This window comes from Micromonospora sp. CPCC 205739, assembly GCF_036906795.1.
In the GTDB taxonomy this organism is placed as follows: Bacteria; Actinomycetota; Actinomycetes; order Mycobacteriales; family Micromonosporaceae; genus Micromonospora.
This window is the reverse complement of sequence record NZ_JBAKHS010000015.1, coordinates 20,168-41,692: the sequence shown is the minus strand read 5'-3', so window position 1 is coordinate 41,692 and position 21,525 is coordinate 20,168. Positions and strand designations below refer to the sequence as shown.

The 21,525-nt window shown below is 74.6% G+C and carries 19 protein-coding genes; 4 read left to right on the top strand and 15 right to left on the bottom strand.

Annotated elements, in window-relative coordinates; all coding sequences use genetic code 11:
* Positions 1-46: 46 nt before the first annotated feature.
* The 8 genes from mltG to V6U88_RS20955 form a co-directional block, all read right to left on the bottom strand.
* Positions 47-1,249: an endolytic transglycosylase MltG gene (mltG, locus tag V6U88_RS20990; protein WP_334455403.1), complete on the bottom strand. Its 1,203-nt coding sequence runs from the start codon at positions 1,247-1,249 to the stop codon at positions 47-49.
* Positions 1,246-1,707, bottom strand: a complete 462-nt coding sequence (ruvX, locus tag V6U88_RS20985; protein ID WP_334455401.1) for a Holliday junction resolvase RuvX — start codon at positions 1,705-1,707, stop codon at positions 1,246-1,248. The genes mltG and ruvX overlap by 4 nt, the downstream gene beginning before the upstream one ends.
* A 102-nt stretch (positions 1,708-1,809) precedes the next feature.
* Positions 1,810-4,488 (bottom strand): alanine--tRNA ligase, encoded by a 2,679-nt coding sequence (alaS, locus tag V6U88_RS20980; RefSeq protein WP_334455399.1) that lies wholly within the window; start codon positions 4,486-4,488, stop codon positions 1,810-1,812.
* Entirely contained in the window at positions 4,485-4,790 is a 306-nt protein-coding gene (locus V6U88_RS20975) for a hypothetical protein (RefSeq protein WP_154938113.1), read from the bottom strand. The genes alaS and V6U88_RS20975 overlap by 4 nt, the downstream gene beginning before the upstream one ends.
* Before the next feature lie 32 nt (positions 4,791-4,822).
* Positions 4,823-5,284 (bottom strand): DUF948 domain-containing protein, encoded by a 462-nt coding sequence (locus tag V6U88_RS20970; RefSeq protein WP_280837126.1) that lies wholly within the window; start codon positions 5,282-5,284, stop codon positions 4,823-4,825.
* A 147-nt stretch (positions 5,285-5,431) separates the two neighbouring features.
* Positions 5,432-6,055: a hypothetical protein gene (locus tag V6U88_RS20965; protein ID WP_334455578.1), complete on the bottom strand. Its 624-nt coding sequence runs from the start codon at positions 6,053-6,055 to the stop codon at positions 5,432-5,434.
* Positions 6,056-8,598: 2,543 nt separating this feature from the next.
* Positions 8,599-10,101 carry a replication-associated recombination protein A gene (locus V6U88_RS20960; protein ID WP_334455397.1) on the bottom strand — a complete coding sequence of 501 codons (1,503 nt, stop codon included), beginning with the start codon at positions 10,099-10,101 and terminating at the stop codon, positions 8,599-8,601.
* 75 nt (positions 10,102-10,176) lie between these two features.
* Complete coding sequence (locus V6U88_RS20955) at positions 10,177-10,389, bottom strand: hypothetical protein (RefSeq protein ID WP_132269886.1); 213 nt, start codon at positions 10,387-10,389, stop codon at positions 10,177-10,179.
* 121 nt (positions 10,390-10,510) lie between these two features.
* Here V6U88_RS20955 and V6U88_RS20950 point away from each other — a divergent pair, with 121 nt between their 5' ends.
* The gene (locus tag V6U88_RS20950) at positions 10,511-11,245 is read left to right on the top strand and encodes a GNAT family N-acetyltransferase (protein ID WP_334455577.1); all 735 of its coding nucleotides are present in this window, start codon (positions 10,511-10,513) and stop codon (positions 11,243-11,245) included.
* Positions 11,246-11,495: 250 nt separating this feature from the next.
* On the opposite strand, the gene V6U88_RS20945 is transcribed toward V6U88_RS20950, so the two are convergent.
* The 4 genes from V6U88_RS20945 to aspS all read right to left on the bottom strand — a co-directional run bounded on the left by V6U88_RS20945 (position 11,496) and on the right by aspS (position 16,258).
* The gene (locus V6U88_RS20945; RefSeq protein ID WP_334455394.1) at positions 11,496-12,860 is read right to left on the bottom strand and encodes an MFS transporter; all 1,365 of its coding nucleotides are present in this window, start codon (positions 12,858-12,860) and stop codon (positions 11,496-11,498) included.
* Positions 12,857-13,447 carry an ArsR/SmtB family transcription factor gene (locus V6U88_RS20940; RefSeq protein WP_334455392.1) on the bottom strand — a complete coding sequence of 197 codons (591 nt, stop codon included), beginning with the start codon at positions 13,445-13,447 and terminating at the stop codon, positions 12,857-12,859. The genes V6U88_RS20945 and V6U88_RS20940 overlap by 4 nt, the downstream gene beginning before the upstream one ends.
* An 85-nt stretch (positions 13,448-13,532) precedes the next feature.
* Positions 13,533-14,345, bottom strand: coding sequence for a sugar nucleotide-binding protein (locus V6U88_RS20935; RefSeq protein ID WP_334455391.1), 813 nt, complete (start codon positions 14,343-14,345; stop codon positions 13,533-13,535).
* A 107-nt stretch (positions 14,346-14,452) separates the two neighbouring features.
* Positions 14,453-16,258, bottom strand: coding sequence for an aspartate--tRNA ligase (gene aspS / locus V6U88_RS20930; RefSeq protein ID WP_334455390.1), 1,806 nt, complete (start codon positions 16,256-16,258; stop codon positions 14,453-14,455).
* Positions 16,259-16,439: 181 nt separating this feature from the next.
* Here aspS and V6U88_RS20925 point away from each other — a divergent pair, with 181 nt between their 5' ends.
* On the top strand, positions 16,440-17,042 hold the full coding sequence (locus tag V6U88_RS20925) for a DUF998 domain-containing protein (RefSeq protein WP_334455388.1): 603 nt from the start codon (positions 16,440-16,442) through the stop codon (positions 17,040-17,042).
* Between the two features lie 79 nt (positions 17,043-17,121).
* Here V6U88_RS20925 and V6U88_RS20920 read toward each other — a convergent pair whose 3' ends face one another.
* A complete protein-coding gene (locus V6U88_RS20920; protein ID WP_334455386.1) occupies positions 17,122-18,177 on the bottom strand; it encodes a S1 family peptidase in 1,056 nt (351 codons plus the stop codon).
* 248 nt (positions 18,178-18,425) lie between these two features.
* On the opposite strand from V6U88_RS20920, the gene V6U88_RS20915 reads away from it, so the two are divergent.
* Positions 18,426-19,256, top strand: a complete 831-nt coding sequence (locus tag V6U88_RS20915; RefSeq protein ID WP_334455384.1) for a GDSL-type esterase/lipase family protein — start codon at positions 18,426-18,428, stop codon at positions 19,254-19,256.
* Positions 19,257-19,367: 111 nt separating this feature from the next.
* Here V6U88_RS20915 and V6U88_RS20910 read toward each other — a convergent pair whose 3' ends face one another.
* Positions 19,368-19,844, bottom strand: coding sequence for a winged helix-turn-helix transcriptional regulator (locus tag V6U88_RS20910; RefSeq protein ID WP_334455382.1), 477 nt, complete (start codon positions 19,842-19,844; stop codon positions 19,368-19,370).
* Between the two features lie 55 nt (positions 19,845-19,899).
* Here V6U88_RS20910 and V6U88_RS20905 point away from each other — a divergent pair, with 55 nt between their 5' ends.
* Positions 19,900-20,415 carry a PaaI family thioesterase gene (locus tag V6U88_RS20905; RefSeq protein ID WP_334455381.1) on the top strand — a complete coding sequence of 172 codons (516 nt, stop codon included), beginning with the start codon at positions 19,900-19,902 and terminating at the stop codon, positions 20,413-20,415.
* A gap of 96 nt (positions 20,416-20,511) precedes the next feature.
* Here V6U88_RS20905 and V6U88_RS20900 read toward each other — a convergent pair whose 3' ends face one another.
* The gene (locus V6U88_RS20900; protein ID WP_334455380.1) at positions 20,512-21,456 is read right to left on the bottom strand and encodes an acyl-ACP desaturase; all 945 of its coding nucleotides are present in this window, start codon (positions 21,454-21,456) and stop codon (positions 20,512-20,514) included.
* Positions 21,457-21,525 lie beyond the last annotated feature (69 nt).

The following is a 21,525-nucleotide window of genomic DNA, read 5'->3' as shown; positions in this document are numbered from 1 at the left end:
ACTCCCCCGTCGGCCGACCACGCTCGGACCAGCGCAGCGTAGCGACTCAGAGGACGCCGTTCTCCTTCGCCTTCGCGATGTTGCGCTCGTGCTGGGCGTTGGTCTCGGCGAACGCGGAGTGCCCCTTGTGGTCGATGGCGACGAAGAAGAGCCAGCCGCCCTCCGGCGGGTCCATCGCCCCCTGCAACGCCTGCTTGCCCGGATTGTTGATCGGGGTGGGCGTCAGGCCGGGGTGGGCGTGGGTGCTGTACGGGTTGTTCGAGTCGCGGATCTCCGCGGTGGTCATGTCCTTCGACGCCTTGGTCTTCTTGCCGGTGAGCTGCCAGTAGTAGTTCACCGACACGTCGAACTCCAGGCAGCTGCACGGGAACTTGCCCGAGTAGGCACGGTTGTACGCGACCCGGGCGATCTTGCCGAGGTCGTCGGCGTTGCCGGCCTCCGCCTGGGCCATGGAGGCGACGATCAGCGCCTCGTACGGGCTGATCCCGCCCCGCTTCTCCTGCACCTGCTCGGCGAACTTCATCTCACCGGTGACGCTGAGGAAGTTGTCGACCATGTCCTTGAGCACGCCCTCGGCGGTCGCCTTCGGCGCGATCTCGTAGGTGTCCGGGTAGAGGAAGCCCTCGATCGACTTGGTGACCTTCTTGCCGTCCTTGCGGACGAACCACCAGTCCGGCACGCCGAGCGCCTCCGGGTCCTTGGCGGCGACCTCGAACTCCTTGACCGGGATCTTGGTCTTCTCGGAGAGCAGCTTGTAGGTGTCCTTGGCGGTACGCCCCTCCGGGATGGTCACCTGGTTGGTGACCTTGTTCTTCCGGTCGAGCAGCATGGCGAGCGCCTTCTCCGCGCTCATCTGCTTGCGCACCTTGTAGACGCCGGGCTGGATGTTCTTGCTGAGCGCGTTCTCCTCGGCCGCCTCGATGAAGGCCTTGGTGCTCTTCACCACGTCGGCGGCGACGAGGGCGTCGCCGATGTCGGCGATCAGCGCGCCCTGCTTCACCTCGACCATCGCCTCGCCAGTGCCCGCGCCGTCGTAGTCGGGGGTGACGAAGTAGTTCTGCACCCGGTCGAAGCCGTAGAAGGCGCCGCCGCCGATGCCACCCAACAGGACCAGCGCCATCAGCAGGGCGAAGATGGTCTTGCCCCGGCCGCCCGACTTGCCGCTGCGTCGCTCGACGAAGCCGCGTCGGTGCCGGCCCTTCTCACCCCTCTCCGGCTCGTCGAACCCGAGGTCCAGATCGTCGATCATTCCGTCCGCCTCCGCTGCGCTTCCAGCCAGCTCTGCAGGATCTCGACCGCGGCGGCCTGGTCCACCACCGCGCGTTGGCGCTTCCCCCGGACGCCTCGCTCCGCCAGCCTACGAGACGCGACGACGGTCGACATCCTCTCGTCGGTGAGCGTCACCGGAACCGGCGCTATTACATCCGCCAATCGGTCCGCGTACGCCGTCACGTGGCGCGCGGCCGGACCGAGCTTACCGGCAAGATTGACCGGAAGGCCGACGACGACCTCCACGGCCTCGTGCTCGGCGACCAGCTGGGCGAGTTGCGTCATGTCGCTGGGCACCGCGTCGGGCTCCGCCGTCAGGTCCCGCGCGAGCGTCACCAGCGGCGTGGCCAGCACGCCGTGCGGGTCCGACCGGGCCACCCCCACCCGCACCTGCCCCACGTCCACGCCGAGCCGAACCCCCCGCGACCTGTCACCCACGACGCCCCACTCCCCGATCCGACCCGAACGCCGACCCAGGGCCCGTCGTCGCGGCGGGACACCCACCAGCGACGAGGTGCCCTGGATCGGCGGTGACAGCAGTCACGCCTCGGCGATCGCCTTCTCGACGGTGAGCAGCAGGTTCGGCGCTTCCGCCGCCGGCAGGCCGCCGCCCTGGGCGACGTCGGGGCTGCCTCCGCCCCGGCCGGAGAAAGCCGCCTTGACCAGGTCGTTGGCGGCGAGCCCGCGACCCCGGGCCGCCGCGTTCACGGCCACCACCAGGGACGCCTTGCCGCCGGCGCGGGCCGCCACGGCGACCACCGCCGGCCGGGCCGGGTCGATCTTGCCGCGGATCTCCTGGGCGAGGGTCCGCACGTCGTTGCCCACCGCGCCCTCCGGCGCCTCGGTGCCGACGTACGCCACCCCGCGGACGTCCTTCGCCTGCCCGGCGAGCGCCGCCGCCCCGCCCAGCACCAGCTGGGCCCGGAGCTTCTCCAGCTCCTTCTCGGCATCGCGCAGCTGCGTCACGGTCTGCTCGACCCGGTCCGCGACCTGGTCGCCCGGCACCCGGAACAGCTCCGCCAGCCGGGAGACCAGCAGGTGCTCCCGGGCCAGGAAGCCGAACGCGTCCATGCCGACCAGCGCCTCGATCCGGCGCACCCCCGCACCCACCGACGCCTCGGAGAGGATCTTGACGAGGCCGAGCTGGGCCGAGCGGGCCACGTGGGTGCCGCCGCACAGCTCCCGGGCGTAGTCGCCGACCTCGACGACCCGGACCCGCTCGCCGTACTTCTCGCCGAAGAGCGCCATCGCGCCGATGCGGCGCGCCTCCTCCTGGGAGGTGATGAAGGCATGCACCTCCAGGTCCGCCTGGAGCACCTCGTTGACCTGCTGCTCCACGTCGTGCAGCACGCTCGGCGCCACCCCGGTCGGGGTGTTGAAGTCGAACCGCAGCCGGCCCGGCGCGTTCAGCGAACCCGCCTGGGTCGCCGACTCGCCGAGGAAGTTGCGCATCGTCTGGTGCACCAGGTGGGTGGCGGTGTGCGAGCGGGAGATCGCCCGCCGCCGGGTCACGTCGATCTCCGCGTACCCGGTCTCACCGGCGCGCACCTCGCCGCGCAGCACCTTGGCCCGGTGCACGATCAGCCCCGGCACCGGCTGCTGCACGTCGAAGACCTCGACCTGGCCGCCGCCCACGGTGATCAGGCCCTGGTCGGGCTGCTGGCCACCGCCCTCGGCGTAGAACGGGGTGGTGTCCAGCACCAGCTCGATGGTGTCGCCCTCGACCGCCGCGCCCACCTCGGCGCCGCCGGCGAGCACCGCGCGGACCCGGGACTCCCGGTTCAGCTCGGTGTAGCCGGTGAACTCCACGGCCCCGCCCGCGTCCAGCACCGACCGGTACGCCGACACGTCGGTGTGCCCGGTCTTGCGGGCCTGCGCGTCGGCCTTGGCCCGGTTGCGCTGGTCGGCCATCAGCCGGCGGAAGCCCTCGGCGTCCACCTGCAGGCCCTGCTCGGCGGCGATCTCCAGAGTCAGGTCGATCGGGAAGCCGTAGGTGTCGTGCAGCTGGAACGCCTTGTCGCCGGAGAGGGCCGGCCGGCCCGCCGACTTCGTCTCCGCGATCGCGGTGTCCAGGATCGTGGTGCCGGCACGCAGCGTGGACAGGAAGGCGTCCTCCTCGGCGTACGCGTACTGGGAGATCCGGTCGAACTCCTCGGCCAGCTCCGGGTACGACGGGGCCATGCAGTCCCGCGCCACCGGCAGCAGCTCGGGCAGCGCCCGGTCCTGGTAGCCCAGCAGGCGCACCGACCGGATCGCCCGGCGCATGATCCGGCGCAGCACGTAGCCGCGACCCTCGTTGCTCGGGGTCACCCCGTCGCCGATCAGCATCAGCGCGGTCCGCACGTGGTCGGCGACCACCCGCAGCCGCACGTCGTCCGGGTGCGACTCGCTGGCCACGTGCCCGGACTGGGCGCCGTAGCGCTTGCCGGTCAGCTCCGCCGCGCGGGTGAGGATCGGCCGGACCTCGTCGATCTCGTACAGGTTGTCGACGCCTTGGAGGATGGAGGCCATCCGCTCCAGGCCCATGCCGGTGTCGATGTTCTTCGCCGGCAGGTCGCCCAGGATCGGGAAGTTCTCCTTGCCGGTGCCCGGGCCCCGCTCGTACTGCATGAAGACGAGGTTCCAGAACTCCATGTAGCGGTCCTCGTCGACCGCCGGGCCGCCCGGACGGCCGTACTCGGGGCCCCGGTCGTAGAACAGCTCGGAGCAGGGACCGCACGGGCCGGGGATGCCCATCGACCAGAAGTTGTCCGCCTTGCCCCGGCGGACGATCCGCTCGGCCGGCACGCCCACCGAGCGCCAGATGTGGAACGCCTCGTCGTCGTCGAGGTAGACCGTCGGCCAGATCCGCTCCGGGTCCAGCCCGTAGCCGCCCTCGGCGACCGGCTTGGTGACCAGCTCCCAGGCGAGCGGGATCGCCCCGTCCTTGAAGTAGTCACCGAAGGAGAAGTTGCCGTTCATCTGGAAGAACGTGCCGTGCCGGCTGGTCTTGCCGACCTCGTCGATGTCCGGCGTGCGGATGCACTTCTGCACGCTGGCCGCCCGCCGGTACGACGGGGTCTGCTGCCCGAGGAAGTAGGGGACGAACTGCACCATGCCGGCGTTGACGAACAGCAGGTTCGGGTCGCTGATGGCGGGCAGCGGAGCGGACGGCACCACGGCGTGGCCGTTCGCCTCGAAATGGGCGAGGTACCGCCGCTTGATCTCCGCCGTCTTCATCGCTGGTGTTCCTCCGGAAAAATCTCTCGGTCACCGATGCGCGGGTCCTCCCGCAGCTCGGCGAACTGGTCGTCGAACGCCTCACCCCGGGCGAACGCCTCGTGGATCTCCTGCTCGCGCTCGGCCATCCCGACCCGTACGTCCTCCACGAAGCTACGCAGCGACTCGACCAGGCTGCCAGCGGATTCGGAGAGCCCGCTCGCGATTCCGGCCGGGGTGTACGCCTGCGCGGTGCGGGTCGCCTTGCGGACCACCACCACGCCCACGGCCAGGCCGATGCCCAGCCAGAACAGTCGCCTCATGCTCTCATCCCTACCGCTCGTCGCCGACCGGGTCAGCGGTTGTCGCGCCGCGCGGCACGGCGCTGCTGCTTGATGGTGTCGCGCACCTCGCGCTCGGTCTCGGCGTGCCGGCGGGCCGAGGCGGCCCGGCGGACGCCGTACCCGAAGGCGGCCACCTTGACCAGCGGGTTGGCCGCGGCGGCGGAGACGACGGTGGCCAGGTTCGCCACGTTGGCGGTGACGTTCTGCGCGTGGGAGGTCATGGTGTCGACCTTGGCGAGCTGCAGGTTCACCCCGTCCAGCGAGGTCTGCACCTGCTCCAGGGCGGTGTTGACGTTCTTCACCGTGGTGTTCACGTCGCCCAGCAGCGGGGTCGTCTGCTCGTTGATGTCGTTGATCATCCGGGTCGTGGCGTCCACGGTGTGCCGCAGGCGCAGGATCGGCACCGCCAGCACGAGCACCAGCATCAGGAACGCGCCGGCCGCGATCAGCGCAGCGATCTGTCCACCATCCACGCATGTCCTCCTCAAGCAGAGTTCCGGAACGGATGTCCGGAACGCGCGACCGTCTCGGGCCCGCCGTCGCTCCGCGCCCCACGGGGGGCCGGCGGGAGCGGGCGGGTACGCCAGCCCCAGACCCTACCGTCCGTGATGAAAACCGGCTCAGGACGGTGAGCGTGTCAGTTCCCCGAGCGGGTCCTCCGTGAACGTCGGGAAGGGATCCTCACCGGTCAGCGACGGATCGGTGCTCGGCTGCGGCCGGGTCCGCTCGTCGTCGATCGCGTTGCGGACCTTCACCGACACCAACGATCCGGCGCACGTCCCCGCTGCGGGCGACGCCTCGGTGGACGGCGGGACCGTCGGCGCCCCGGCGACCGGCGGCGCCGCGCAGGTCGGTTCGCGTACCCACAGGTCGAGGGTGAGCTCGTCACGGCGCCAGCAGGTGTAGCGGCCCTTCTCCTTCTGCTCCGGGCAGCGGCTGACCTGCCAGGGCTGCCAGCCGTCGCGGCGCAGCGCCGCCTCGTACACCCCGGCGGTCTCCTCGGGCGCGCGTTCCGACTCCACGGTGCGTTCCCGCAGCCGGCAGTCCTGCAGGCACCAGCGGCTGCCGCTGACGTTGTCGACCGTCTGCGCCGCCGCCCAGCCGGGCACGTCCAGCTCGTCGAGGGTGTCGAAGACCGGGTCGCGGCTGAGCGTACGGAGGCCGAAGAAGAGCGGGATCGCGCCGAGCAGCACGATGCTGACCAGCACCAGGATGCCCAGCCGGAGCCGGCGCCGCTCGCGCATCTGGCGGCGCAGCTCGGAGCGGGCACCCTTCAGCGCACCGGCCCCCGCAGGCTCCTCCTCGTCGGGCCGGTGCGGACCGCCGGCCGGTTCGGTCGCCGGTCGCGGCCCGGCCGGCGGTACGACCACCGCCGCCCGGGCGACGCCCACCGGCTCGTCCGGGCGCGACGGGCCGGCGCCGCCGGGCTCCGGTCGACCCGGCTGCCGCTGCGTTCCCGTGGTGCGGTCGGGGTGTTCGTCGGGGCGGACCGCCGGGGCGGCGGCGCGGGCCACCGCCGGCGGGACCGGCCCGCCGGGACGCGGCCCGGGGTCGGCCTGCTGGCCGCCCCGACGCGGGCCGTCGCCCGCCGGTCGGGCGGTGTCCGGGGCGGGGCCGTCGGGGCGCACCGCCGCGCGGGCCGCTCCACCGGCGCGGACGCCGGGTTCACCGGGACGCCCGCCCGGCTGCGGACCGCCGGGACGGGGTTGCTGTTCGGGAACGGCGGGACGGGGGCCGGTCACCGCGCCGGCGCCACCCGAGGGCATGCCGGGGCGTCCGCCCGGCGGGGAGGCGGCACCGGTCGCCCGGGGACCGGCTTCCGGACCGGCGGGACGCGCCCCCCGACCCGGGGGCGGACCGTCGCCACGGGGTACCCGGACCGGCGCGGCACCCTCGGCCCGCGCCCCTCCGGTCGGCTGCGGGCCGTCGGCCCGGGGACCGGCCGGGTGCGGACCGTCGGTGCGCGGCCCGCGGACGGCGGCGGCACCGGTGCTCGGATGCGGACCGTCGGGACGCGGACCCGCCGGCGGGTGCGGGCCGCCGGCGCGCGGCCCCCGGACGGGGGCGGTGCCGGGAGGCGGGCCGTCGGGCTGCGGGCCCCGGGCCGGGGTGGAGCCGTCGGGGCGGCCACCGGAGGTCGGCCGCGGGCCGTCCGGCCGGGCGGTGCCGGGCGGCGGCGCGACCGCGCCGGGGCGGGCCGCTCCCCGGGCCGGACCGGGCTGACCGGGTACGCCCTCGCGGGGCGCAGCGGGTGGCTCGGCGCCCGGGCGGGCGCGACCCGCCGCTGCGGGGCCACCACGACGGCCGGGGGCCGGCGGCACGGCGCCGGTGCGGCCGGACGCGGCGGAGCGGTCGACGGTCGGCAGCGCCGGGTCGGTGTGCGAGGTCCGGCCCGCCTGGCGCAGCCAGTCCGCCGGCCGTTCCGGCCGGTCGCCGCGGGGTGCGCCGCCCGGTGGGGTCGCCCGACGCCCGGTCCCGGGTTCGTCGGCGTCGGCCCCGGCGCGCGACCGGCGTCGGCCGTCGGCGGGCACCGGGCCGGACGGGGTGGCGCCGGCACCCGATACGGGGGCGGCCGGTGGCATGGGCGGAGCGTTGCCGGTCAGCGGCACCACGGGCTGGTCCGGTTCGGCGGCGCGACGTCGACCGGTGGGCCGGTCCGGAGCGGCGCCACGGCCGCCCCGGCGCGCGGTGGCACCGGTGTCCTCGCCGCCGGTCGGGTCCGCCGCCGCCCGGCGACCCCGCGCGGCGCCCGCCTCGGGGGCACCCGGGTCCGGTCGGGCTCCGGCGCTCACCGGTGCCTGGTCGGGGCGCGGACCGCCGCTGACCGGGTTCGGTGACGCCGGGTCCGGCGGGAAGGCCGGCCCGCGCCGCGCCGGGTCGGTGGCGTCCGCCGGGCGGCGCGCGCCGTCCCGGGGCACGGTCCGGCGTCCGGAGGCGCCGGCGGCCCGGGGGGCGGGCGGTGCCGGGTCCCCGCCGGGAGCCGGCCAGCCGGCGGGCGGTTGCCCGGCGCCGGCGGGTCGGGGCGCCTGGGCCCGGGCCGCGGTGCCGTCCCCGGCGCCGGGCGTACCCGGAGCGTCCGGGCGGGGTCGGTCCCCCTGCGGGCGGTCGGGGCCGCGCTGGCCCGGGCGGGCGGTGGCCGCCGGGCCGGGCCAGGCGCCCTCGCCCGGGCGGGGACGTTGTTCGGGGGCGGCGGGCCAGCCGCCGCGTACCGGTGGGGTGGCCTGCGGACCGCCGGCGCGCCCCGGCGGGGGGCCGTCCCCGCGGGTCGGACGCGGGCCCTGCGGGCCCGGACCGACGACCGGGCCGGGACGCGACGGTCCGGCCTCGGGGCGCGGACCGCCCGATCCGGGGCCGCCGGGCGCGGGGGGAGGTTGGGCGCGCGGACCGGCCGCCCGGCCGGGTGGCGGCACGTCGGCCCGGGGCGCGTCGGGGCGTGGTCCGGCGGCAGGCGGCCGGGCGGCGGGCGGCGGGCCGTCCGGCCGGGGTGCGGCGGGCGGCGGGCCGTCCGGCCGGGGAGCGGCGGGCGCCGGACGGGGACCGGCGGGCGGCGCGGCAGGACCACGGCCGCCGGGGGGAGCGGACGGCGTCGGGCGGGGCGGCTCACCGTCCGGGCCGAGTTCGGCCCGCTGCTGCTTGGCGCTACGCAGATCGTCGATCCAGCCGAACTCCTCGCCGACCGGCTCCGGCGCCGGCTCCTCGGCCCGCCCCCGGCCCCAGCGACGTCCCTTGGCGCGGGAGTCGCGCCGCTCGTCGGGACCGTCCTCCGGTCGCTCCCCACCACGCGATGTCACTGCTGACCCTCCCCGACGACGGTCGCGCCGTCTTCATCCGCCCCACCGGCGTGCCCCGTGCCCGACGGGTGGCGGCCGTTCACCGCCACCGGCGTCGGTTCCTCGGGGCGCGACGCCGGGGCGGACAGCCCCCGGACGATCCGGCGCAGCAGCGGCAGCCGGGCGGCCACCGACCGCTCCGCACCGTGCCCGCTGGGCCGGTAGTAGTCGGTCCCGACGAGATCGTCGGGAGCGTACTGCTGGGTGACCACCCCGCGCTGGTCGTCGTGCGGGTAGCGGTATCCCGTGCCGTGCCCGAGGCCGCGCGCGCCGGCGTAGTGGGCGTCGCGCAGCCCGCGCGGCACCGCGCCGCCCCGGCCGGCCCGCACGTCGGCGATGGCCGCGCCGATCGCGGTGGTGGCCGAGTTCGACTTCGGGGCGGTGGCCAGGTGGATGACCGCCTGGGCCAGGTTGAGCTGGGCCTCGGGCAGGCCGACGTACTCGACGGCGTGGGCGGCGGCGGTGGCCACCCCCAGTGCGGTCGGGTCGGCCATCCCGACGTCCTCGCTGGCGAAGATGACCAACCGGCGGGCGATGAACCGGGCGTCCTCGCCGGCGACCAGCATCCGGGCCAGCCAGTGCAGCGCCGCGTCCACGTCCGAGCCTCGCATGCTCTTGATGAAGGCGCTGGTCACGTCGTAGTGGGCGTCGCCGTCGCGGTCGTAGCGCACGGCCGCCACGTCGACCGCCTGCTCGGTGGTGGCGAGATCGATCCGGGCGGCGCCGGTGGCCACCGCCGAGGCGGCGGCGGCCTCCAGCGCGGTCAGCGCCTTGCGGACGTCGCCGCCGGCGAGGCGGACCAGGTGGTCCTCGGCCTCGGGGTCGAGGGTGAGCGCGCCACCCAGGCCGCGCTGGTCGGTGACCGCGCGGCGCAACAGGCCGCGCACGGCCGCGTCGTCCAGCGGTTGGAGGGTGAGCAGCACGCAGCGCGACAGCAGCGGGGAGATGACCGAGAAGTACGGGTTCTCCGTGGTCGCCGCCAGCAGCGTGACCGTGCGGTCCTCGACCGCGGCGAGCAGCGAGTCCTGCTGGGTCTTGCTGAACCGGTGCACCTCGTCGATGAAGAGCACGGTCTGCGGCCCGCCCGCGCGGCGCTGGCGGCGGGCGGTGTCGATGACCGCCCGGACGTCCTTGACCCCGGCGGAGAGCGCCGACATGGCGACGAACCGGCGGTCGGTGGCCCGGGCGACCAGATGGGCGATGGTGGTCTTGCCGCTGCCCGGCGGGCCCCACAGGATGACCGACATCGGGGCCCCGCCGCCGACCAGCTGGCGCAGCGGCGCACCGGGCGCGAGCAGGTGGTCCTGCCCGACCAGCTCGTCGATGCTCGCGGGACGCATCCGGACGGGCAGGGGCGAATCCTCCCCGACCGCCGTGAAGCCGTCGACACCGCTCGGACCCGCGGGGGCGCTGGGCGCCGCGGCGGGTTCACCGAGGGAGAAGAGGGCGTCGGAGTCCATCAGGAAGACAGTACCGGGCGCGGTCCGCGACGCCGGAATCGCGCCGGGGACCGCGCCCGTCCTGATCCGTTGCGGTCAGCCGCGACCCGGCCGCCGGCCCCGGTACCAGCGACCGCCGCCACCGCTGCGCGGGCCGCTGCCGACCCCGGCGAGGTAGAGGGCGAGCAGCAGCAGGCCGATGAGCACGAGGGTGTGCCAATTGAACAGGTCGGGCGCGCCGAAGTTGGTGTTGAGCAGATCGATCAGCAGCGCGAAGCCGAATACGATCGCGGCGAGAATGGCGAGCATCGTCGTCCTCCGGTGGGGGTGCCCAGTAGGTCGGCGCGGGATGTACCCAATCGGTCGACTCGTCAATCTCCACCGTGGAGTGGGCCGGGTGCGCTGCGCGTTCTACCCTGATCAGGTGATCATGGCCGACCAGGAGTTGACCGACCGGGCGGCCCTGCTCGCCGCCACCGACCAGCACCCGTACGTGCGGCACACGCTCCGCCCCGGTGAACAGCCGCGCGGCTGGCGGCGCGACGGGACGGTGGCCTGGCTGCTGCCGCCCGGGGCGCGCCCGGCGGGTGGCGCGATCGGGGCGGCGGGGCCGGCGCTGGACGTCTTCGCCGACCTCGCCGCCGCCGGGGTGGTCGGCCCCGGGCAGTGGCTGAACCTGCCCCGGGCCAGCCCGGAGACGCTCGCCGGCCGGCTGCCCGTGGCCCGTCACGACCAGTGGGACTTCCTCTGGACCAGCACCGTCCCGCCCCGGCAGCCCGAAGAGGACCGGGTGGTACGCCTCGACGAGACCGACCACCCGGCCATGGGCGCGTTGATCGACGCGTCCTACCCCACCACCACCTCGCGCCCCGGCGACCCGGGAATCGTCGCCTGGTACGGCGTCCGCGACGGCGACCGGCTCGTCGCCTGCGGCGCGGACCGCAGTCGCGGGGACGTGGGCTTCATGGCCGGGCTGACCGTGGCGCCCGACCGGCGCGGCCGGGGTCTCGGCGCCGCCCTGACCGTCGGGATGACCCGGGCGCTGGCCGCCCGCTACGACCACGTGGCGCTCGGCGTCTACACCCACAACGAGGGGGCGGTCCGGCTCTACCGGCGGCTCGGCTTCACCGGCACCCTCGCCCGCAGCTCGGTGCACCTGGCCTGATCCGCCGACCGGTCCGCCGGCCCCGGCCCGCAGCTGTCGCGTCGCCGGCCCGGCCCGTGGCGGCCCTACCGGCGGCGCGCTCCGCGAGGGATCCGAAGCCTGCCCACGTCGGCGTGATACCTCAGCGGCATCAAGATGCCTCTGAGGTATCACGCTCGTGCCGGAGTCCGCCCTGACCGGGGGCGGCAGCCGTGCCGCTTCGTCAGCCGACCGCAGCCGCCGCGGCGACCCGCGCCGCAGCCGCGCCCTATCAACGCACTGCAGAGGCCTCGGCGACGCCCGGACCGGCCCCGGGACCGGCGGCCGGCACGGCCGTGTCGGGGGCGGCCACCACATCGGAATCGCCGGGCGGTCCGGCGCCCGCCGCCGTGCCCCGCCCGGCCGCGCGCCCGGCCCGCCAGGCCGGCAGGTAGAGCGGGGCGGCCATGGCCAGCACCCCCGCGCCCACCAGCATCGCCGTGGTGACGCTGCTGGTGTCGGCGATCGCGGTGAGCAGCACCGCGCCGAGCGCGAAGCCGGGCTGCCCCATCATCGAGTTCAGCGAGAGCACGCTGGTCCGGTACGGCCCCTCGACCTGGCGGTGCAGCAGGCCGGCGTGCAGCGGGTTGGCCGCGCCGTGCACGGTGTAGCAGGTCAGATAGGCGACCAGCACCCCGACCGGGCCGGCGAGCAGCCCCATCCCGACCACGGTCCCGGCCTGGACGAGGAGCATCAGCGCGGCGCTCGGCGCGGCGCCCAGCCAGCGCAGCAGCAGCGGGGTCAGCGCCGCGCCCGCCGCCGAGGCGAGCCAGGCCGCCGAGTTGGCCGGCCCGAGCAAGGTCGCCGCCCGCTCGGCGCCGCCGACCACCTCGCCGAGGCGGACCGGGAGCAGCGACTCGAAGGTGACCATGCCGAAGCCCCAGAACAGCTCGACGGCGACCAGGGCGAGCAGCACCCGGGAGCGGCGCAGCAGGCCCAGGGCCTGCCCCACCATCCGGGGCGCCTCGACGACCGAGGCGCGCAGCGCGCCCGCGCCCCGGGCCGGGCGGGTCTCGACCAGCAGCGTCAGCAGGGCGACCAGGCCCGCCGCCTGCAGGGCGATGGCGACCAGCACGGGCAGGGTGAGCGCGCTGACCGGGCCGAGCGGTCCGAGAGCGACCAGAGCGCTGCTGAGCAGCGCGCCGACGGCGATGGCGACGCCGGCGACGGTGCCGGCGTAGCCGAGGCCGGGCTCGTACTCGGCCTTCGGGTCGGCGGCGAGGCTGGCGTCGACGTACCAGGACTCCAGGGGGCCGCTGTCGAGCGCCCGGTAGACGCCCTGCAGAGCCCAGACCAGGAAGAACAGCGCGACGGAATCGGCCACCGCGAAGAGCCCGAGGGAGAGCAGGCTCACCGTCCAGGCGATGGCGAGGACCGGCTTGCGGCCGAGGGCGTCGGCCAGGCCCCCGGTGGGCAGCTCCAGCGCGAGCACCACCAGCGCCTGCGCGGTGGAGACCAGACCGATCTGGGACAGCGACAGGCCGCGCTCCTGCATCAGCAGGATCATCACGGGGATCATCAGACCGGTGGGCAGCCACCGCAGGCCGTAGAGGGCGAGGTAGCGGAACCGGATCTGGCGGACGGACAGGGCGCTCACCGCGGGCCCTCCAGCATCGGATAGCCGGCGAGGAAGACGTGCACCGGCTCGGCGCCCGGCTCGGCCGGGTCCGCCTCGTCGTGGTACCGCTCCAGGACCTGCCACACCTCGTTCTTGAGCGCCTCCATCCGGTGCGCCGGGATGGTCATGAAGATGTCGCCCATGCCGAAGGCGTCCCGCCAGGCCGGCGACCACTCGTGCTCGACGGCCAGCCAGCGCTCGGCCCGCTCGACCAGCAGGCGCACCTGGTCACCGTGGATCCACTGGATGGCCGCCCGGGCGTCCGGGTCGTCGTCGAAGTCGGTCGGTTCCCAACTGGTCACGTCGTGCGCGGCCTGCCACCAGCGCTGCCGGCCGCTGCCCCGGTCGGGATCCTCGGCGACCAGGCCGACCTCGGCGAGCTGGCGCAGGTGGTAGCTGGTCGCGCCGGTGTTGGTGTCGAGCAGCTCGGCCAGCGCGGTGGCGGTGGCCGGCCCGTTCGTGCGCAGCGCGCCGAGCAGGCGCATCCGCAGCGGGTGCGCCAGCACCCGGACCTGCCGGTGGTCGAGCCGGACCTCACGCGGCGTGGCTTTCTCGTCGTTCCCCATGACTGCACAATATCTGTGCACACTTTCTCTGCACAATAGTTGTGCAGAGAAAGTGTGCATGAGCGGTGGCGGGAGTGGGCGGGAGTCAGACCGCGAGGAGTTCGGTGACGCCGCGCAGCCGGGCCCGGAGCAGCCCGGCGGCGCGCGAGGAGTCCAGCCGGACGTCGGTCGGGCGGACCAGCCCGGCCGCCGCGCCCGTTGTGGTCTTCAGGCCGGCCGGGTCCAGCCCGAACCGGCGGGCCACCAGCAGCCCGAGACCGGCCCGGCTGACCGCCTCCGGGCCGGCGACGTTGAGCGGGCCGGCGTGGTCGCCGTCGACCAGTTCCAGGACGGCGTCGGCCAGGTCGGTGACGTCGACCGGGCAGCGGAGCTCGTCGGTGAAGAGGGTGGCCCGGCCGGCGAGCGCGTCCCGGCAGAGCTGGATCTGCTTGCTCCCCTCCCCCACGATCAGCGAGGTCCGCACCAGCACGGCGCTCGGGTCGACCGCCCGCACCGCGGTCTCCGCCGCCGCCTTCGCCGCCCCGTACGGGTGGATCGGCGTGGGCGGGTCGTCGTCCAGGTAGGGCGTCGGACGCCCGGCGTGCAGCGCGTCGCTGGACAGGTGCACCAGCCGCGCCCCCGCCTCGGCCGCCGCGTACGCGATGTGCGCCGCGCCGTCGGCGGTGACCGCCCAGTCGTCGTTGCGGTAGGGGGTGCCGACCACGGCGGCCGGCCGGACCGCCGCAACCAGCCGGCGCACCGCCTCCCGGTCGGTCACGTCGAGCTGCCGCGTCACCAGGCCGGGCAACGTGACGGGGGTGGCGTGCCAGGTCCCGACCACCGGCCGGCCCGCCGCAATCGCGCGCCGGCAGATCTCCCCGCCCAGGAAGCCACCGGCTCCCACCACGAGCAGCGTCATCGCGTCCCCCGTCCGTCCGGGCCGGCCGGCCGTCGCCCGCGCCGGCGACGAAACGACCGAGAGGTCCACGCCATCATGGCGCAGACCTCTCGGTGCCGGGGTACGCCTCAGACCGGGTCGGCCACCGGGGCGGCCGGGCCGGCGGTGCCGGCGTGCACGCCCGTCGGCGCCTTCGGCTTGGCGTCGATGCCGGCCTCGGTGCGCTGCTGCGCGGTGATCGGCGTCGGCGCGCCGGTCAGCGGGTCGAAGCCGCCCCGGGTCTTCGGGAAGGCGATGACCTCGCGGATCGAGTCCGCGCCGGCGAGCAGCATGCAGACCCGGTCCCAGCCGAAGGCGATGCCGCCGTGCGGCGGGGCGCCGTACTTGAACGCCTCCAGCAGGAAGCCGAACTTGTCCTGCGCCTCCTCCGCGGTGATGCCGAGCAGGTCGAAGACCCGCTTCTGCACGTCACCCCGGTGGATACGGATCGAGCCGCCGCCGATCTCGTTGCCGTTGCAGACGATGTCGTACGCGTAGGCCAGCGCCCGGTCCGGCGCCTCCTCGAAGCGGTCCACCCACTCGGCGTTCGGCGAGGTGAACGGGTGGTGCACGGCCGTCCAGCCGCCCTCGTCGGTGCGCTCGAACATCGGCGCGTCGACCACCCAGCAGAACGCCCAGGCGCTCTCGTCGATCAGACCGGCCCGCTTGGCGATCTCGATCCGGGCCGCGCCGAGCAGCTCCTGCGCCTCCCGGGTGTTGGTGCTGGCGGCGAAGAAGACCGCGTCACCGGGCTTGGCACCGACCGCGTCGGCGAGCCCACCCAGGTGCTCGGCGGAGAGGTTCTTCGCCACCGGGCCGCGCGCCTCGCCGGTCTCGGCGTCGAGCACCACGTACGCCAGGCCCCGTGCGCCGCGCGCCTTGGCCCAGTCCTGCCAGCCGTCCAGCTCCTTGCGGCTCTGGGCCGCGCCGCCGGGCATGACCACCGCGCCGACGTACCCGCCGGCGTCGATCGCGCCGGCGAAGACCCGGAACTGGGTGCCGCGCAGGTAGTCGGTCAGCTCGGTCAGCTCGACGCCGTAGCGCAGGTCCGGCTTGTCGGAGCCGTACCGGGCCATCGCGTCGTGCCAGGTGATCCGCGGGATCGGGCGGGAGATCTCGTGCCCGGCCAGCTCCTTCCACAGCGCGGAGACGATCGCCTCGCCGAGGTCGATCACGTCGTCCTCGGTGACGAAGGACATCTCGATGTCGAGCTGGGTGAACTCCGGCTGCCGGTCGGCGCGGAAGTCCTCGTCGCGGTAACAGCGGGCGATCTGGTAGTACCGCTCCATGCCGCCGACCATCAGCAGCTGCTTGAACAGCTGCGGCGACTGCGGCAGCGCGTACCAGCTGCCCGGCTGGAGCCGGACCGGGACCAGGAAGTCGCGGGCGCCCTCCGGGGTGGACCGGGTCAGCGTCGGGGTCTCGATCTCCAGGAAGTCGCGCTGGTGCAGCACGCCCCGGGCGAGCTGGTTGGCGCGCGAGCGCAGCCGCATCGCGTTGGCCGGGCCGCTGCGGCGCAGGTCCAGGTAGCGGTACTTGAGGCGGATGTCGTCGCCGGCCTCGACCTGGTCGTCCACCGGCAGCGGCAGCGGGGCCGCCTCGGAGAGCACCTCCAGCTCGGCGGCGGTCACCTCGATCTCGCCGGTGGGCAGCTCCGGGTTCTCGTTGCCCGCCGGGCGGCGGGTCACCTCGCCGGTGACCTTCACGCAGAACTCGTTGCGCAGCGCGTGCGCGTCCTCCTCGCGGAAGACCACCTGGACCACACCGGAGCCGTCGCGCAGGTCGACGAAGATGACACCGCCGTGGTCGCGCCGGCGGGCCACCCACCCGGCGAGCGTCACCGTGGTGCCGGCGTCCGTCGCGCGCAGGCTGCCGGCGTCATGGGTACGGATCACGACTTGCGTCTCCTCATCTGCGGTACATCTCTGCCCTCCGCATTCTGTCAGCACCGCCGCGCCCCGGCCGCCACCGGGCGCGGTTCACCGGAAGGAAGGGCCTCTGTCGACGCCTCCGGTGGAGCCGGGCCCCGGTCGACACCGGGGCACGCGCCGGCCCCACTCCCGTACGGTGTGCCGGATGCGCGCCGTACCCCGCTGGGCCCTCGTCTCCTCCGCCGCCGCCCCGGTGCTGCTGATCGGCGGCTGGACGCTCGCCGCGGCCCGACAGCCGGGCGGCTTCGACCAGGTCGCCGGCACGATCAGCGCGCTCGCGGCGCGCGACGCCGACGACCGCTGGATCATGACGTTGGCCCTGGTCGGCCTGGGTGTCTGTCACTGCGTGACCGCAGCCGGGCTGCGCCCGCTGGATGCCGCCGGCCGGCTGACGCTGGCGCTGGGTGGGCTCGCCACGGTCGCCGTCGCGGTGTTCCCGCTGCCGGCCGAGCGGGGCTCGTCGGGCCCGCACGGGCTGGCCGCCGCCATCGCCTTCGGCGCGCTGGCGCTCTGGCCGGCGCTCGCCGTCGGCCGCCGCCGCGCGCCCGACCGCGCCGCCGGGCTCCCGCCTCTCTGGGGTACGACCGCCGCAGCGGTCCTGCTCGTCCTGGTCGGCTGGTTCGTGGTCGAGCTGGTCGTCGGCGGGCCGAGGATCGGGCTGGCCGAGCGGGTGGCCGCCGGCGCGGAGGCGCTCTGCCCGCTGCTCGTGGTGCTGACGCTGCGCCGATCCCGGCCCGACACGCGGTGACCCGGGCCCCTGCGGGCCTTTCCACCCGCACAGCGGGGCGGGCCGCCGGTGACCCGGCGGCCCGCTCGCGGAAGGTCGGTCAGTAGACGCTGACGCCGTAGCGGCTCAGCACCTCGGGGACCGGCTGGAAGAACGTGGTGCCACCGGAGGAGCAGTTGCCGCTGCCGCCGGAGGTGAGGCCCAGGGCGGTGGAGCCGCTGAACAGCGAGCCGCCGCTGTCGCCGGGCTCGGCGCAGACGTTGGTGCGGATCAGGCCGTAGACCGAGCCCTCGGCGTAGTTGACCGTGGCGTTGAGGGCGGTCACCGAGCCGCTGCGCAGGCCGGTGGTGCTGCCGCTGCGCCGGACGCTCTGGCCGACGTACGCGTTGCCGGCGGCGGTGATGTCCTGGTAGCTGCCGTTGTAGAGGTAGACGTTGCCCGGGCGCGAGACGCTGCTGTCGTACCGGACGATGCCGTAGTCGTTACCCGGGAAGCTGGTGCCGGTGCGCGGGCCGAGGTAGGCGGTCTGCGCGGAGTTGCTGTACCAGCTGGCCGAGATGTTCGTGCAGTGACCGGCGGTGATGAAGAACTGGGTGCCGGCGCTGTTGCGCACGTTGAAGCCGAGCGAGCAGCGACCGCCGCCACCGGCGTAGATCGCGTTGCCGCCGGAGATGCGGGTGCTCAGCACGCCGGCCTCGGCCTCGATCCGGACCGCGCCACCGGTGCGGGCGGCGGCGGCCTTGACCTTGTCCAGCTTGGCGCCGGTGACGGTGCTGTCCACCGAGACCACGACCTGGTTGGTGGCGGGGTCGGTCCACCAGGCGGTGCCCGGGATCTTCGCGGACCGCTCCAGTTCGGCGGTGGCGGCCTGCAGGGTGGCGGCGCCCCGGGTGACGAGCTTGGGGGTGGCACCGGCCGCGCGGACCTGACGGGCGGCGGCGGCGTCGGTGACGGCGACGACCATCTTGCCGCTGGCGTCGGCGTACGTGCCGGCGGCGCGGTCGCCGAGGCGGTCGGCCAGACCGGCCGCGGCGTCGGGAGAGGCGGGCGAGGCGGGTGCCGCCTGGGCGGGGGCGCCGAGCAGCGCGCCGGTGACCAGGGTACCGGCCATGGCGACGGCGGCGACGCGGCAGAGCGATGACCTCGTGGGTCGCATGTAACAACCTCCGGAAGAGGGTGACGGGTCGCGTCACGTCGACGCGCCCGGGGACAACCCGGCCGACCTGGGGAAACCGGCCGAGTGACTGAAGTATTCACATATTTAAGATCGTAAGCAAGACATGAGTTTGCCCGAATTCACCCGGCCACCCCAGGTAACCGTGGCGCAACATTGTGGACACAGAAAGTGGTCTATACGATCTGGCCACCCAGCACCTCGGCACCCGCCGCGATCCGGAGGCCACCATGACCCCCACCCGACGCGCGCTGGCCACCCTCGCCACCGCCACCGCCCTCGCCCTGCTCGCCGCCACCCCCGCCGTCGCCGACCCCGGCCCGCCACCCACCTCGATGGCCAGCCTCGGCGACTCCATCACCCGCGGCTTCAACGCCTGCGGCTGGTACGTCGACTGCACCTCACGGTCGTTCAGCACCGGCGACAACTCCACCGTGAACAGCCACTACCTGCGCATCCGCGCGGTCGACCCGCGCATCCAGGGCCGCAACCACAACGATGCCCGCAGCGGCGCCAAGTCCGCCGACATGCCCGGCCAGGCCGGCACCGCGGTCAGCCAGGGCGTCGGGTACGTGACGATGCTGATCGGCGCCAACGACGCCTGCACCAACTCCGAGTCGACGATGACCCCGGTGGCCACCTACCGGGCCAACATCGACGCCGCGCTCGCCCGGCTCAAGACCGGCCTGCCCAACGCTAAGGTCCTGCTGGTCAGCATCCCGGACATCCACCGGCTCTGGTCCGTCGGCAAGGACAGCGGCAGCGCCCGGAGCGCCTGGTCGACCTTCGGCATCTGCCAGTCGATGCTGGCCAACCCGACCTCCACCGCCCAGGCCGACGTCGACCGCCGGGCCCGGGTCCGGCAACGGGTGGTCGACTTCAACACCCAGCTCGCGCAGGCCTGCGCCGCGTACGGCCCGAACTGCGACTTCGACGACAACGCGGTCTTCAACTACCCGTTCGCCCTGAGCCAGGTCTCCACCTGGGACTACTTCCACCCCAACACCAGCGGCCAGGCGGTGCTCGCCAGCGTCTCGTACGCGGCCGGCTTCGGCTGGTAGCGCCCGGTCCCGGCGCGCGGTCGGCTCCCGAGTTGTCCGCGCGCCGGCGCACGCCCGCGCACCGGCGCGGGCCTACCGGCCGGCGCGCCGCCCCGACGGGCGGTGGGGTGGTCAGTCGACGCGGCGACGGGCGCCCGGGCCCGGCCGGGGCAGCACGTCGCGCGGGTCGGCCACCTGGTGCCCCTCGGCGCAGCGCAGCTCGGCCCGCACCTCCGCCCCGCAGTCGCGGTGCCCGACGCTGAGCGGGGAGCCGTCCGGGTCGGCCAGGTAGCGGTCCCCCCAGCCGAGCACCGCCACCAGCACCGGCCACAGGTCGAGGCCCTTCTCCGTCAGCCGGTACTCGTGCCGCACCCGGCTGCCCGGCTCCCGGTACGGCTCGCGGCGCAGCACACCCTGCTCGACCAGGGTGGCCAGCCGGTTGGTCAGCACCTGCCGGGGGATGCCGGTGCGGATTCGCATGTCGTCGAAGCGGCGGATGCCGTTGAAGACCTCGCGGAGCACCACCAGGGTCCAGCGTTCGCCGAGGATCGCCATCGCCCGGGCGATGGTGCAGTTCTCCACCGACCAGTCCAGTGCCGCGGGTCTCATGCCGACCAGGCTAGGTCTGATTGACAGACTCAGCAACGCGCTGCAGGCTGAGTCCATGACGCAGACGCAGGAACCGGCGCGCAGCCGTACCTTCTCCTGGTCCGACCCGGTGGCCGGTGCCGCCCACGTCGGCCGCCGCGGCGGTCTGGAGCTGCTCCGCGCGATGATCGCCGGCGAGCTCGCCGCGCCGCCGATCATGCACCTGATCGACATGGCCCGGATGGAGGCCGACGAGGGCCGGGTGGCGGTCGAGCTGGTCCCTCAGGAGTTCCACTACAACCCGCTCGGCACCGTGCACGGTGGAGTGATCTCCACCCTGCTGGACACCGCCGCCGGGTGCGCCGTGCACACCACACTGCCCGCCGGGATCGGCTACACCTCGCTGGACCTCAACGTGAAGTTCCTGCGCCCGGTGACCGTCGCCAGCGGCATGCTGCGGTGCGAGGGCACGGTCCTGCAACGCGGCCGACGCACCGCCCTCGCCGAGGCCCGCCTGACCGACGCGCAGGGCCGCCTCATCGCCCACGCCACGTCGAGCTGCCTCCTCTTCCCCCTCGACACCCCCGCCTGACCCACCCTCACCCCAGCGGAGCGCGCTCGTTCAGAGAAAGCGTGGCTGTTCCGGGCGCGATGGCCACGCTCTCTCTGAAAGTGCGGGCGGGGTGGGTCAGGAGGCGCGGGCGGCGAGGCGGGCGTCGCGGGCGGCGCGCTTCTCCTCGAAGCGGGACGCCGCCCGCTCCAGGTCGTCGAGGTGCCCGGCGATCTGCTCGCGGGCGGCCTCGCCGTCGGCGTCCAGGCCGGCGACCTCGAAGACGTCCCACTGGCGCAGCACCGGCAGCACCACGTCGTCGCGGTGCTGGCGCAGGTCGTAGATGCCGGCCAGGGCGATCGCCACCGACTTGCGGGCGAAGCCCTCGATGCCCACACCGGGCATCTGGAAGTCGGCCACCACGTCGGCGACCGCGCGCATCGCCTGGCTCGGGGCCAGCTCGAAGGCCGCGCCGAGCAGGTTGCGGTAGAAGACCATGTGCAGGTTCTCGTCGGCGGCCACCCGCGCCAGCAGCGCCTCGCAGGCCGGGTCGCCGGTGACCCGGCCGGTGTTGCGGTGCGAGATCCGGGTGGCCAACTCCTGGAACGACACGTACGCCAGCGAGTGCAGCACCTCGTCGCTGTGCACGTTCTCGTAGCCGGCCGACATGTGGGTCATCCGGGCCCGCTCCAGGGCCACCGGGTCCACCGCCCGGGTCACCGTCAGGTAGTCCCGGATGGCGGTGCCGTGCCGCCCCTCCTCGGCCGTCCACCGGTGCACCCAGGTGCCCCAGGCGCCGTCCCGGCCGAAGAGCGTGGCGATCTCGTGGTGGTACGAGGGCAGGTTGTCCTCGGTCAGCAGGTTGACGATCAGCGCGGTCCGCGCCACCTCGGGGATGGTGGAGTCCGACTCCGACCACGCGTCGCCGCCGAGCGGCCCGTCGAAGGTGCGTCCCTCGCTCCACGGGACGTACTCGTGCGGGAACCACTCCTTGGCGATCGAGAGGTGGCGGTCGAGGTTCTTCTCCACCACGGCTTCGAGTTCGACGAGCAGGGCGGTCTGGCTCAGCGGGGCGGTGCTCATGCGGGTCTCCCTACGATGGCGTAACTTACGCCACCGTAGGGCCCCGCGAGCGTACGCGCGAGTAGTAGG

Excerpts from the sequence above, each read along its gene's own strand:
- mltG (WP_334455403.1), bottom strand. The coding sequence starts at position 1,249 with ATGATCGACGATCTGGACCTCGGGTTCGACGAGCCGGAGAGGGGTGAG.
- alaS (WP_334455399.1), bottom strand. The coding sequence starts at position 4,488 with ATGAAGACGGCGGAGATCAAGCGGCGGTACCTCGCCCATTTCGAGGCG.
- V6U88_RS20975 (WP_154938113.1), bottom strand. The coding sequence starts at position 4,790 with ATGAGGCGACTGTTCTGGCTGGGCATCGGCCTGGCCGTGGGCGTGGTG.
- V6U88_RS20965 (WP_334455578.1), bottom strand. The coding sequence starts at position 6,055 with ATGCGCGAGCGGCGCCGGCTCCGGCTGGGCATCCTGGTGCTGGTCAGC.
- V6U88_RS20960 (WP_334455397.1), bottom strand. The coding sequence starts at position 10,101 with ATGGACTCCGACGCCCTCTTCTCCCTCGGTGAACCCGCCGCGGCGCCC.
- V6U88_RS20955 (WP_132269886.1), bottom strand. The coding sequence starts at position 10,389 with ATGCTCGCCATTCTCGCCGCGATCGTATTCGGCTTCGCGCTGCTGATC.
- V6U88_RS20950 (WP_334455577.1), top strand. The coding sequence starts at position 10,511 with ATGGCCGACCAGGAGTTGACCGACCGGGCGGCCCTGCTCGCCGCCACC.
- V6U88_RS20940 (WP_334455392.1), bottom strand. The coding sequence starts at position 13,447 with ATGGGGAACGACGAGAAAGCCACGCCGCGTGAGGTCCGGCTCGACCAC.
- V6U88_RS20935 (WP_334455391.1), bottom strand. The coding sequence starts at position 14,345 with ATGACGCTGCTCGTGGTGGGAGCCGGTGGCTTCCTGGGCGGGGAGATC.
- V6U88_RS20925 (WP_334455388.1), top strand. The coding sequence starts at position 16,440 with ATGCGCGCCGTACCCCGCTGGGCCCTCGTCTCCTCCGCCGCCGCCCCG.
- V6U88_RS20920 (WP_334455386.1), bottom strand. The coding sequence starts at position 18,177 with ATGCGACCCACGAGGTCATCGCTCTGCCGCGTCGCCGCCGTCGCCATG.
- V6U88_RS20915 (WP_334455384.1), top strand. The coding sequence starts at position 18,426 with ATGACCCCCACCCGACGCGCGCTGGCCACCCTCGCCACCGCCACCGCC.
- V6U88_RS20910 (WP_334455382.1), bottom strand. The coding sequence starts at position 19,844 with ATGAGACCCGCGGCACTGGACTGGTCGGTGGAGAACTGCACCATCGCC.
- V6U88_RS20905 (WP_334455381.1), top strand. The coding sequence starts at position 19,900 with ATGACGCAGACGCAGGAACCGGCGCGCAGCCGTACCTTCTCCTGGTCC.
- V6U88_RS20900 (WP_334455380.1), bottom strand. The coding sequence starts at position 21,456 with ATGAGCACCGCCCCGCTGAGCCAGACCGCCCTGCTCGTCGAACTCGAA.